This window comes from Pseudomonas citri (genome assembly GCF_025336485.1).
GTDB lineage: Bacteria > Pseudomonadota > Gammaproteobacteria > Pseudomonadales > Pseudomonadaceae > Aquipseudomonas > Aquipseudomonas citri.
On record NZ_JAODAB010000016.1, the window covers coordinates 71,844 to 83,987 of the forward strand.

General features: G+C 61.7%; 13 protein-coding genes. 3 read left to right on the plus strand and 10 right to left on the minus strand.

Annotated elements, in window-relative coordinates:
• Positions 1-36: 36 nt before the first annotated feature.
• From N4Q37_RS17885 to N4Q37_RS17905, 5 genes are all read right to left on the minus strand, one after another.
• A complete protein-coding gene (locus N4Q37_RS17885) occupies positions 37-840 on the minus strand; it encodes an IclR family transcriptional regulator (RefSeq protein ID WP_198797949.1) in 804 nt (267 codons plus the stop codon).
• Between the two features lie 59 nt (positions 841-899).
• Entirely contained in the window at positions 900-2,210 is a 1,311-nt protein-coding gene (locus N4Q37_RS17890; protein WP_260960829.1) for an MFS transporter, read from the minus strand.
• Positions 2,211-2,289: 79 nt separating this feature from the next.
• Positions 2,290-3,438 (minus strand): galactonate dehydratase, encoded by a 1,149-nt coding sequence (dgoD, locus tag N4Q37_RS17895; RefSeq protein WP_260960831.1) that lies wholly within the window; start codon positions 3,436-3,438, stop codon positions 2,290-2,292.
• A 50-nt stretch (positions 3,439-3,488) separates the two neighbouring features.
• Positions 3,489-4,109 carry a 2-dehydro-3-deoxy-6-phosphogalactonate aldolase gene (locus N4Q37_RS17900; protein ID WP_260960833.1) on the minus strand — a complete coding sequence of 207 codons (621 nt, stop codon included), beginning with the start codon at positions 4,107-4,109 and terminating at the stop codon, positions 3,489-3,491.
• Positions 4,110-4,126: 17 nt separating this feature from the next.
• Positions 4,127-5,110, minus strand: a complete 984-nt coding sequence (locus N4Q37_RS17905) for a 2-dehydro-3-deoxygalactonokinase (protein ID WP_260960834.1) — start codon at positions 5,108-5,110, stop codon at positions 4,127-4,129.
• Positions 5,111-5,327: 217 nt separating this feature from the next.
• On the opposite strand from N4Q37_RS17905, the gene N4Q37_RS17910 reads away from it, so the two are divergent.
• A complete protein-coding gene (locus N4Q37_RS17910; protein WP_260960836.1) occupies positions 5,328-5,960 on the plus strand; it encodes a glutathione S-transferase family protein in 633 nt (210 codons plus the stop codon).
• A 5-nt stretch (positions 5,961-5,965) separates the two neighbouring features.
• Here the strand turns inward: N4Q37_RS17910 and N4Q37_RS17915 are convergent, their stop codons facing one another.
• Positions 5,966-6,448, minus strand: a complete 483-nt coding sequence (locus tag N4Q37_RS17915) for a GNAT family N-acetyltransferase (RefSeq protein ID WP_260960837.1) — start codon at positions 6,446-6,448, stop codon at positions 5,966-5,968.
• 167 nt (positions 6,449-6,615) lie between these two features.
• Here N4Q37_RS17915 and N4Q37_RS17920 point away from each other — a divergent pair, with 167 nt between their 5' ends.
• The gene (locus N4Q37_RS17920; protein WP_260960839.1) at positions 6,616-6,960 is read left to right on the plus strand and encodes a hypothetical protein; all 345 of its coding nucleotides are present in this window, start codon (positions 6,616-6,618) and stop codon (positions 6,958-6,960) included.
• A 32-nt stretch (positions 6,961-6,992) separates the two neighbouring features.
• Entirely contained in the window at positions 6,993-7,373 is a 381-nt protein-coding gene (locus N4Q37_RS17925) for a Rho termination factor N-terminal domain-containing protein (protein WP_260960840.1), read from the plus strand.
• A gap of 61 nt (positions 7,374-7,434) precedes the next feature.
• Here N4Q37_RS17925 and araH read toward each other — a convergent pair whose 3' ends face one another.
• The 4 genes from araH to N4Q37_RS17945 all read right to left on the minus strand — a co-directional run bounded on the left by araH (position 7,435) and on the right by N4Q37_RS17945 (position 12,041).
• Positions 7,435-8,403 carry an L-arabinose ABC transporter permease AraH gene (araH, locus tag N4Q37_RS17930; protein ID WP_260960841.1) on the minus strand — a complete coding sequence of 323 codons (969 nt, stop codon included), beginning with the start codon at positions 8,401-8,403 and terminating at the stop codon, positions 7,435-7,437.
• Positions 8,404-8,412: 9 nt separating this feature from the next.
• Entirely contained in the window at positions 8,413-9,957 is a 1,545-nt protein-coding gene (gene araG, locus N4Q37_RS17935) for an L-arabinose ABC transporter ATP-binding protein AraG (RefSeq protein WP_260960842.1), read from the minus strand.
• Between the two features lie 66 nt (positions 9,958-10,023).
• Positions 10,024-11,028: a substrate-binding domain-containing protein gene (locus N4Q37_RS17940; protein ID WP_260960843.1), complete on the minus strand. Its 1,005-nt coding sequence runs from the start codon at positions 11,026-11,028 to the stop codon at positions 10,024-10,026.
• 176 nt (positions 11,029-11,204) lie between these two features.
• The gene (locus N4Q37_RS17945) at positions 11,205-12,041 is read right to left on the minus strand and encodes an SDR family oxidoreductase (RefSeq protein ID WP_260960844.1); all 837 of its coding nucleotides are present in this window, start codon (positions 12,039-12,041) and stop codon (positions 11,205-11,207) included.
• Positions 12,042-12,144: the final 103 nt, after the last annotated feature.

Sequence of the window (12,144 nt, forward strand, 5' to 3'; positions counted from 1 at the left end):
ACAAGCACACAAACCAATGTGTGCGGGCCATTCAGCTCAGACCTTCGCCCCAAGCTCCGCCGACAACCGCGCCGTCACCCCTTTGACCAACGGAATCAGCTCGGCCATTTTCTCCAGCGGCATATACGGCACGGTGCTGGCGATGCTGATACCGGCGACAATGCGTTTACCGGCGTCACGGATCGGCGCTGCCACGCAGCGAATCGACGGTTCGTTGTCTTCCAGGTCGAAGGCATAGCCCCCCGCCACGTATTCCACCATCCGTTGCTGGAACTGTTCCCAGGATTGCTCCTGATGCTGGGGCCAGAACTGATTCTTCCCACCGGCCGGCAAGCTGATTTCATACAGCCGTTTCCATTGTTCCTGCGAGTCATCGAGCATCAGCGCCTTGCCGATCCCGGTGCGCGCCAACGGCATGCGATGGCCTACACGCGAGCGCATTTCCGGGCCGTTGCGCCCTGGGTTTTTCAGCAGGTACAAGACTTCATCGCCTTCACGAATCGCCAAGTGCACGGTGTCCCCGGTGAGCGCCGACAGCTCGTCCAGGTACGGCCCCGCCAGGCTCACCAGTGGCAACTCTTCCCGGGCCTGAAAGCCCAGCTCGATCAATTTCGGCCCCAGCAGGTAGCCCACTTGCGGCACCACCCGCAGGTAACGTTCATCCACCAGGCAACTGGCCAGGCGATGGGTGGTGCTGCGGGTGGTGCCGATCAGCCGGGCAATTTCCTTCAAGTCACGGGCGCCGCTGGCGACCGCCTGGACCACGCCCAACCCGCGCAGCAATGTCTGCGTGCCCGTCGGCGCGGCGTCCTTGATGATTTTTGGATCGTCTTGCTGCATATCCGGCCTTCAACAGTGAGCGGGGAACGGGCGGCATTATGGTCGCCCGCCCCATCGGACTACAACTCGATGCGCTCGACCTTGCCGACCAGCAGGATGTAGGACAACGCGCCCACCAATGCCAGGACCGAGATGTAGGTAATGGCCGGTGCAAACGAAGCGCCACTGGCGAGGAAGCCAATGACGATCGGCGTGGCTATGGCCGCCAGGTTGCCGATGAAATTGAACACGCCGCCGGTCAATCCGAGTAGCCGTGCCGGTGCCAGGGTGGAGACCAGTGACCAGGTGATCGACGCCAGCCCATTGCCGAAGAACGCCAGGGCCAGGAAGGCGATGACCAGCGGCGTCGATTCGACGAAATTGGCACCGATGATCGAGGTGGAAATCAACAATCCGCCAATGATCGGCAGCTTGCGGGCGAAGCCCACCGTGGCGCCGCGTCGGATCAACCAGTCGGAGAAGAACCCGGAACACAGCACGCCGACAAACGCCGCCAGGAACGGCAACGACGCCAGCAGGCCGGACTTGATGAAATCCATGCCGCGATATTTCACCAGGTAGGTCGGGAACCACGTCAGAAAAAACCACAGCGTGGAATTGAGGCAGAACTGCCCCAGGTAAATGCCCCACAACTTGCGTTGGGTCAGGACAATGCCGAGGTCGGTCCAGCTGAATTTCGCCTTGGCCTTGGCGGTATCGGCCTGGATGTCGACCAGCCCGCCGCCCTCGCGGATCAATTCGATTTCAGCCGCGTTGGCGCCTTTGAAATCCCGCGGCTCGCGATACACCGCATACCAGATCGCCGCCCAGACAATGCCCACCGCGCCTGTGGCGACAAACACCATGTGCCAACCGAACGCGTGTTGCAGCCAGGCCAACACCGGCGTCAGGAAGGCCAACCCGACGAACTGCCCGGAGGTGTAGAAGCCGATGGCCGTGGCCCGCTCGCGCTCGGGAAACCAGGTGGTGACCACGCGGCTGTTGATCGGATAGGCCGGCGCTTCGAGGGCTCCGACCGCCATGCGCAGCACGAACAGCGCGATGAAACTGGCGGCGAAACCGAGCATCACTGTGGCCGCCGACCATAGCAGCAGCGCAACGCTGTAGAGAATGCGCGGCGGTACCCGGTCCACCAGCCAGCCACCGGGGATCTGCATGGCGGCGTAGGTCCAGCCGAACGCCGAGAAAATCAGCCCGACGTGAATGGGGTCGATGCCCAGGTCACTGGTCAGCGCGGGGGCGGCGATCGAAAGATTGCTGCGATCCAGATAGTTGATCACCACGGTGATGAACAGCAGGACCATGATGAAAAAACGCTTGCGGCTGGGCGTCACCAACGACGCCTGCGCGCTCAGGGTGTGCGCTTGCATGTGAGGTGCCTCTTTTTATATTTGTCGAATAGGGCAAAGCTGGAGCAAGCCCCTGTGGGAGAGGCTTGCAAGGTGGGACTCACCACTCAGCAAAGCTGCCATCGGCATGGCGCCAGATCGGGTTGCGCCAGCGGTGGCCGATGGCCGCGCGTTCGATGACGTATTCCTCGTTGATCTCGATGCCCAGGCCCGGGCCGTTGGGGATCTTCACGAAACCTTTGTCGTAATCGAACACCTGCGGGTCCTTGATGTAATCCAGCAGGTCGTTGCTCTCGTTGTAATGAATGCCCAGGCTCTGCTCCTGGATGAACGCGTTGTAGCAGGCCGCGTCCAGTTGCAGGCATGCCGCGAGGGCAATGGGGCCCAGCGGACAATGCAGCGCCAGCGCCACGTCGTAGGCCTCGGCCATGTTGGCGATCTTGCGGGTTTCGGTGATGCCGCCGGCGTGGGACGCGTCCGGCTGGATGATGTCCACGTAGCCTTCGCTGAGCACGCGCTTGAAGTCCCAGCGCGAGAACAACCGCTCGCCCAGGGCAATCGGGGTGCTGGTCAGCGGCGCCAATTCCTTGAGGGCTTCGTAGTTTTCGCTGAGCACCGGCTCTTCGATGAACATCAGCTTGTACGGGTCAAGTTCCTTCATCAGCACCTTGGCCATCGGTTTGTGGACTCGGCCGTGGAAGTCCACGCCAATGCCGACGCTCGGCCCGACGGCATCGCGCACGGCGGCGACGTTGGCCAGGGCCAGGTCGACTTTTTCGAACGTGTCGAGGAACTGCAGTTCTTCCGTGCCGTTCATCTTCACCGCCGTGAAGCCTCGCCCTACCGCTTCTTTCGCCGCACGGGCGGTGTCTGCCGGCCGGTCACCGCCGATCCACGAGTAAACACGGATCTTGTCGCGCACCTGGCCACCCAGCAGATCGCTGACCGAGACGCCCAAGGCCTTGCCCTTGATGTCCCACAGCGCCTGGTCGATGCCGGCCAGGGCGCTCATGTGCACGGCGCCACCACGGTAGAAACCGCCGCGATACAGCACCGTCCAGATGTCTTCGATGTTGCGTGGGTCTTTGCCGATCAGGTAGTCGGACAATTCCTCGACGGCAGCCGCCACCGTATGGGCGCGGCCTTCGACCACAGGTTCCCCCCAACCGGTCACGCCCTCGTCGGTCTCGACCTTGAGGAAACACCAGCGTGGCGGAACGATGAAGGTGGTCAGTTTGGTGATTTTCATCTTGTTGTCTCTCTTGTCAGATGCAGCGCACGGGGCGCTCGGAAAAGTCTTCAGTTCAGGGCATTCCATGCGGCCACGTAGGCCTTGGCGCGCACCGCCACTTCAACCGCTGTCAGGCCCGGCTTGAACAGCCCTGAGCCAAGGCCAAAGCCCTTGACGCCGGCCTCGACGAACGCCGCCATGTTGTCCGGCGTAATCCCGCCCACCGGCACCAGCACGGTCCCGGCCGGCAGTACCGCGAGCCAGGCCTTGACCACCGCCGGGCCCATTTGCTCGGCGGGAAACATCTTCAATACATGGGCGCCTTCGGCCAGCGCGGCAAAGGCCTCAGTGGGCGTGGCAACGCCGGGCGACAGGTACAAGCCCGCCGCTTTTGCCGCACGCAGCACCTTCGGGTCGCTGTGGGGCATGACGATCACCTGGCCGCCCGCCGCTTTCACCTGCTCCACCTGTTCCGGCGTCAGCACGGTACCGGCACCGATCAGGCAATCGGCAGGCAAAGTACTGCGCAGGATGTGGATGCTTTCGTACGGTTCCGGGGAATTGAGCGGCACCTCGATGACGCGAAATCCGGCGCTGTACAGGACTTCGCCGATGGCCGCAGCCTCGTTGGGACGCAGGCCGCGCAGGATCGCGATCAACCCGTTGTGCGCCAGGGCTTGTGTGAGCATGTCAGACCTCCAATCGGTTAACGCGATGCGGTGCAAGCGAGCAGCCCGGCCGCCACGGCCAGTTGCCACAAACCACGTTCGGTGGCCTGTTCGGCCAGGATCACCCGGGCGAAACCACAGGCGTCGAGGGCCCGTTGGTAACGGGCACAGAGTTGCGAGTTGCCGATCAGCACCACCGTCGGCAGGTGGACGCTGTTGCGGCGATGACGCTGCACTGCGGCCAGCGCCGCCAGTTCGTGGCCGATCAACAGGCCGGAGAGATAGTCCGCTTGCGCGCTGGCAGCGAGTTCGCCGGTCAAGCCCAGGCTGCGGGCACTGAACACCGTGGACAACGGACCGACCTGGCCGTCTGCCGACAACGCCACCTGCACACCACGATCAAAGGCTTGCCCATCGAAGGCCACGCCACGTTGTTGAGTGCGCCCCAGAATGCTGTGGTCGCTGAGCACGGCGAAAATCTCGCCGGTCATGAAGGTGTCGAAATGCACGATGCAGCCGTCGGCCACTTCCACCCATTTCGAGTGGCTGCCGGGCAGGCCGATCAGTACGGCTTCGTTGGGCAGGCTGGGCAAGGCGCCAAGCACTTGGGTTTCTTCGCCGCGCATGACGTTGGGCAAGCGTGAACGCTGGATCACGCCCGGCACGATATGCACCTCGACCCCACGAAGGCTGCGAACGGTTTTTAGGGAATGTCCGAGATTGGCGACGTTGGCAGGCGTGTCGCAGTAAGGCGCTTCGCGCCAGCCCTGGGCGCTGCCGACCATGCCGCAGGCGATGACCGGCAAGCCTGGCTGCGCGTCAAGCCAGTCGCCGCACGCCTCGTCGAAGGCCAGTTCGAAACCATCGCTACAAACCTGCCCCGCCACCGCGCGCGGCGCCGATGGCAACTGCATGATCCCCGACGACAGCGAGCGCTGTTCAAGCACCTCGCCTGCGGCGGCGAGTTTGTAAGCCCGTAGAGAGGTGGTCCCCCAATCGAGCGCGATCAATTGCGCCTGCATCCGCTTCACCTGTTCTGATTATTGGGCAGTGAGTGGGGCGAACTATAAACCTGGGCGCAGCAAAATCTCAATATATAAATATCACTCCCACATATTGGGATTTGATGGATAACCCAAAAGCCAATCGCCATTGACCCCACGACCCTGCTACGTTTCCCGTGGGACGCTTCAGAACTCACTCCTAAGAACTCACTCCTAAAAACTCAGGGAAATCGCGATGGGACAACTGCTGAAAATCCTCGGTCGTACTTCTTCAATCAACGTCAGAAAAGTGCTGTGGACCTGTCAGGAACTGGAGATCGCTTACGAGCGGGAAGACTGGGGCATCGGTTTCAACTCGACCCATGAGCCGGCGTTCCTGGCGCTCAACCCCAACGCCCAGGTACCGGTGATCATCGATGAGAACGGCGTGCTCTGGGAGTCGAACACTATTTGCCGTTATCTGGTGGGCAAACAGGGGCGCAGCGATCTGCTGCCTGTCGAGCCGGCCGCCCGGGCGCGGGTCGAACAGTGGATGGATTGGCAGGCGACCGAACTCAACCCGTCATGGGGTTATGCGTTCCATGCGCTGGTGCGCAAGAATCCGGACTTCCAGGACCCACAACGCATCGCGGCCGGCGTAAAGGGCTGGAATGAGAAGATGGGATTGCTGGAGCAGCAATTGAATCGCACCGGAGCCTACGTGGCCGGCCAGGCGTTTTCCTTGGCGGACGTGCTCATTGGCTTGTCCGTGCACCGCTGGCGCCAGGCGCCCATGGAGCGTGCGGACTACCCAGCGGTGGCCGCCTATTGCGAGCGGCTCGCGCAACGACCAGGGTTCGCCGAGTACGCGTCCGACGCACACTCGTGATCCGGTCAATTGCCGCTGGCGAAATCCCGTAGCACCTTGCCGTCCATTCGGTAGCGCACCCACTCTTCCTGGGGCTGCGCACCGAGGGATTTGTAGAACTCGATGGCCGGGGTGTTCCACTCCAACACGCTCCATTCGAAGCGGCCGCAGTCGTTGTCACAGGCGATCTTCGCCAAGTGGCGCAACAGCGTCTTCCCCGCCCCGCCGCCACGCTGTTCCGGGGTGATGTACAAATCTTCGAGGTACAGGCAGTTGCTGCCCAGCCAGGTGGAATAGCTGAAGAAAAACACCGCGAAGCCAATGGGCACACCGTCCCGCAGGCAGATCAGCCCGTGGGCGGTCGCCCCTTCGCTGAACAGGCTGCGCTCGATGTCGGCGACACTGGCGATGACTTCGTGGCGGGCCTTTTCGTAATCGGCCAGTTCGGTGATGAAGGCAAGGATTTGAGGCGCATCGCTGGGTTGCGCAGGACGGATCTCGATCGACATGAACGGGCCTTGTAGCCAAATGAAAGCGCCATACTAAGCCGCTACGGGGCGCTCGTCACATTTCAATCCGCTTCCCCTGCAAAGCGCCATTCGTCGCGCCTGCGGCACGAACCTCCACGCAGCGCAGCCCAAATCCAGACAAGCGCTCAAAAAATGGAGGCGACACCATGAGCATTCCAAGGCTGACTGCATTCACCTTCGCCACGCTGCTGTCTTCGGCGGCCTTTGCGGCCTCCACCTCGGGCACCGGGCCGACCGATCCGGTGGAGGCGCCCAATTCCCCCGCCACCCAAGGCATGCCCAAGCTGAACACCGACGGCACCGGCGGTACGCTGAACAATGGCCAACCTCCCGCCACCGGCACCGATCCGCGGGTAAAGGGCAACGACATGGGGCGTCAGGGTGGAATGAACACGCCGGACTCGACAGCGCCCGATAACGCCGAGACCGGTGTGGGCTCGAAAACCACCACCGGGGGCTCGGGCTCCGAAGGGGGCGCAGCCAGTCAGTAGCCACGGCCCGGACAGTTGAGGAGGAATACCCCATGCCTCGTGGAAGCAAAGACAAGTACACCGACAAGCAAAAGCGCAAGGCCGAACACATCGAAGAAAGCTACGAGAAAAAAGGCGTATCCGAGAACGAAGCCGAGGCGCGGGCCTGGGCGACCGTCAACAAGCAGTCCGGTGGCGGTGAACGTTCCGGCGGTTCAGGCAAGGACAAACCGGCAGCAGCGAAGAAAACCGACCGCAAGGAATCCGCCCGCCGCGCCGCCAAGACCCGTGAAGGGCATCCGCGCAGCAGCAAGGCCTCCCATGAAGCCCAGACCGTGGACAGCCTGATGAAAGAAGCCCGGGCGAAGAACATTCCCGGGCGTTCGAAGATGCGCAAGCAGGAACTGGTGGAGACGTTGCGCAAGGCCGGATGACCGTCAACCTCTGGGAAACCGCCATCGCGAGCGATGTCGGGCGGTTCGCTTGCCGTTGGGTTCAGCGTTGTTTCAAGCGGTCGATCACCACCGCCAGCAGCAGGATCGAACCGCGGATGACGTACTGGTAGAAGGTGTCGATGTTCTTCAGATTCATCGCGTTTTCGATGATCGCCAGGATCAGCACGCCCGCGATCACATGCCGGATCATGCCGATACCACCGCTCAACGACACCCCGCCCAGCACGCAAGCCGAGATCACGGTCAGCTCGAAGCCCTGGCCGATCATCGGTTGGCCCGAGGTCATGCGCGACGCCAGGATGACCCCGGCCAAGGCGCCGATCACGCCATGCACGGCAAAGATGATGATCTTGGTGCGATCGACGTTCACCCCCGCCAGCAGCGCCGCTTCCTGGTTGCCGCCGATGGCCATGGTGTTGCGCCCATAGGTGGTGTAGTTCAGCAGCCAGCCGAAAAACAGGAAGCAGGCAATGGTAATCAGGATTGGCACCGGCACACCGAACAGTTGACCGTTGCCGTAAACGAAGAACGACTCCTGGGACACGCCCACCGCTTTGCCGTTGGCGAAGATGTAGGCCAGGCCACGGACGATCTGCATCGTTGCCAGCGTGGTGATCAACGCATTGACTCGCAGCTTGGCGATGACGATGCCATTGATGAGGCCGACGATCAGCCCCATCACCAGCGCCGCGCTGATACCCAGGAACACGCTGTTGGTGTCACGCATCACCACTGCCGCGACCACGCCGGCACAGGCAATCACCGAGCCCACGGACAAGTCGAAGTGCCCGGACGCCAGGCAATACAACATGGTGCAGGCGGCGATGCCGGTGGTGGAAATCGCCAGGCCCAGGCCGCGCATGTTCAGCGGTGAGAGGAAGTTGTCGATCATCAGGGTGCAGAGCACGAAGATGCCGATGGCCGCCAGCAGCATGACCCAGTCATCGAGGAAGCGGCGCAGGTCCAGGGGTTTGCGTGCCGTTGGCAGTGCATTGTTTTGAATGGTCATGATTACCTCTCAGTTCGCCGCGTCGGCAACGCGTTGGCGCGGCAGCGCCAGTTGCAGCAGGTTGGATTCATTGGCCTGGTCGCGTGGCAACTCGCCACGCATGGCCCCTTCACACAGCACCAGGATCCGGTCGGAAATGCCCATCACTTCCATCAGGTCGCTGGACACCACGATCACCGCGATGCCATCGGCCGCCAGGTTGTGGATGATCTGGTAGATCTCGGCCTTGGCACCGATGTCGATACCGCGGGTCGGCTCATCCAGCAACAGGACTTTCATCGGCATCGACAGCCAGCGACCGAGAATCGCCTTCTGCTGATTGCCACCGGACAGGTACATGATTTTCTGGCCCGCCGTCGGGGTCTTCACCTTCAGCGCCTTGATCTGTTTGTAGGCGTTGCCCCGCTCCCAATCGCCGCGCAACAGGCAGCCGAGGGTGGAATGTCTGCCACGGGCGCTGATGTTGATGTTCTCGCCCACGCTGGCCAGGGGCATGATGCCTTCTTTCTTGCGATCCTCCGGGCAGAGCAGCACGCCGGCGGCGATGGCATCGCGCGGCGAACGCAATTTCAGCTCCTCGCCGTGCAGGACCAGGCGTCCGTCAGTCTGGCGCTCCAGGCCACTGAGCAGGCGCAGCAACTCGGTACGACCGGCGCCGACCAGCCCGAACAACCCCAGGACTTCGCCTTTATGCACCTGGAAACTCACCGGCTCGCGCAAGCCCGGGCCCAGCAGGCGCTCCACCTGCAACGCCACTTCGCCACGCTCGCGGGCACGGTAGTCGTAGATGTCCTCGATATCGCGACCGACCATGCAGGTGACGAGTTGATCGTGGGTCAGTTCATCCATGTCTTCAAAAGTGCGGATATAGCGGCCGTCCTTGAACACCGTCACCGCATTGCAGATGCGGAATACCTCCTCCATGCGATGACTGACGTACAGCACCACTTTGCCCTCGTCTCGCAGGCGGGCGATGATCGCCATCAAACGGTCGATTTCCCTGGCCGAAAGGCTGCTGGTCGGCTCGTCGAAAGCAATGACATGGGCGCCACGGGACAAGGCCTTGGCGATCTCCACCAGTTGGCGTTGGCCCAAGGACAGGCGGCCGACCTTTTCCAGTGGATCGATTTCGTCAGCCAGGCCTTTGAGCAGCGTCAACGCCTGCTGGCGCAACAGCCCACGGTTGACCAAGCCGAAACGCGCCGGCAAATGGCCGAGAAACAGGTTCTCGGCGACGGTCATTTCCGGCACCAGGTGCAGTTCCTGGTGAATCACCGCCACACCGCTGGCGATGCTGTCGGCGGTGGATTTGAAATCCATCGTCCGCTCGCCGATCTGCAACTCACCACTGCTCGGGATGTACGCGCCCCCGAGGATCTTCAACAACGTGGACTTGCCCGCGCCGTTCTCGCCCATCAGGGCATGGACCTGCCCCGGATGCGCAACGAAACTGATATTGGCCAGCGCCTGCACACCGGGAAAGGATTTACCGATCCCGTTGAACCGCAAGCTGCCGCCGATGTTGTGCTGTTGTGTCGCTGTCTGCGCTTGCATAACCACCTCGAACTTACAGAGATCAAGCGACCCCGTTGCCAGGGCCGCTTCTGAATCAACCGGCCGTCAGTTCCACAAGCCGATCTTTTCCAGCTCTTGCTTGAAGTTCTCCCGGGTGATCAGTGTCACCTCGTCCATGGCGGTGTACTTGGGCGGCTCCTTGCCGGTGGTGACCCACTCGTACATCATCTCGGCGGTCTTGTAGCCTTCGATGTGCGGGCTTGGCAGCATCGAACCGAAGAAGCCGCTGTCCGGTTTCTTCAATTCGCCAATGGCGTCGGTGCCGTTGATGCCGATGCCGATCACGTTGGCTGCCTTGAACCCGGCCGCTTCTGTGGCGCGCACGCCGCCCAGTACGGTGTTGTCGTTCATGCCGCCGATGATCAGGTTCTTCGCAGCACTCGGCAGTTTCACCAGGGCCGAGTTGGTAGCGTCCATGCTGCCGGGTACGTCGAGGGTCTTGAGCGCGGTGTAAAGGATATGGTCATTCGGGAAACCGGCTTTCTTGAGGGCGTCGACCGACCCGTCGGTGCGCTTCTTGCCGGTGTCCAGTTCGTTGTAGGTGTTGATCACCGCGTAGGTGTCTTTCCAGTCCCAGCCACGTTTTTTCGCTTCCGTGGCCATGGCGGCGCCTTGCTTCTGGCCCACTTCGAACGCGGCCATGCCCAGGTACGGCACGTCTTCCATGAACTTGCCATCGGAACCGACGAAACGATCATCGACGGCGATCACTTTCATATCGTTGAGCTTGGCCTTGGCGACGATGGCTGGGCCGAGGGATACGTCCGGCGGGCAGATCACGAACCCCTTGGCACCGTTAGCGGCGAGGCTGTCGATGGCCGAGAGGGTCTTCTCGCCATCGGGCACGGCGATTTTGATCACCTTGAAGCCTTTGTCCTTGCCCGCTTTCTCGGCAAACGCCCACTCGGTCTGGAACCAGGGCTCCTCGGCCTGCTTGACCAGGAAACCGATCTTCACTTCTTCAGCCGCCAGCACGCTGCAACTGAGGCTGACTGCGGTAACCGCCAGGGCAGCGCGGCACAGGGAACGGATCCCACGACGATGATTCATAGTTGACTCCTTGTTTTTTTTATTGAAAGCCAAAACGACCAGGGCCCTGCTCCACCACCAATGGAGATGGGCAGGATGAGCGTTCAAATCAAGTTGCTACACAGCATAGGCCTAAATAGTCATATCGTATGATGATTGAATTGCAGGCAAAGTTTCACACTGCAATCCGCGAACATTCAGTCGTGATACATGACCGAGCGTCCTCCATCGAGGGTGATGCAAGCGGCGTTGATGAAAGGCGCTTCATCGCTGGCCAGGAACACGGCCGTCATGGCCACTTCAATCGGCTGACCGATGCGCCGTGGCGGATGCAGATCCAGCGCACGCTGGCGCTCGGCCTGTGGATCGGCAAAACCATTCCAGTAGTCGATGTTCAGTTGGGTTTCGATATAACCCGGCGCAATGGCGTTGACGCGTATCCCCTTGGGGGCGTACTCGATGCCCAGCGCTCGGGTCAGCCCGAGCAGGCCGTGCTTGGCCACCGGATAAGGGAAACAGCCGGGAATGATGTGGGATGAATGGGTCGAGGCAATGTTGATGATGCTGCCCACGCCCTGCTCGAGCATTTGCGGCAACACCGCCTTGCAGCCGTACCAGGCGCCGTCCAGGTCGATGGCGAAGCAACGGCGCCAATCCTCCTCGGTCATTTCCAGCGGATCGCGGAAAACATTGACACCCGCGCAGTTCACCAGCACGTCGATGCGACCGTGCAATTCGACGGCACGACGGGCCATGGTGTGCAAGTCCCGCTGCTGCGCCACATCGACTGCCAGCGCCTGCACATCGGCGCCACGTTCACGCCAATGGGCGGCGACGCTTTCGACCTTGTCGGCCTGGATATCGCTGATCACCAGCCGCGCCTGCTGGCAGGCGAACGCGGCGACGATGGCCTCGCCAATGCCTTGGGCGGCACCGGTGAGCAAGACCACCTTGTTTTTCAGTCGTTCGCCTTTCGGGGGCTCGGGCACCGGCGGCAAGGAAAGCGGCTGGGCCCCGAGGGAAGATCGCTGCATCACTTCACCTGTCTTGTTTTTTTAGTGTGAGTGCATGTTGCTGATGGAGCCGACTATAAACCCGACCACCAAATAATCTCAATATATATATTTACATCCCACA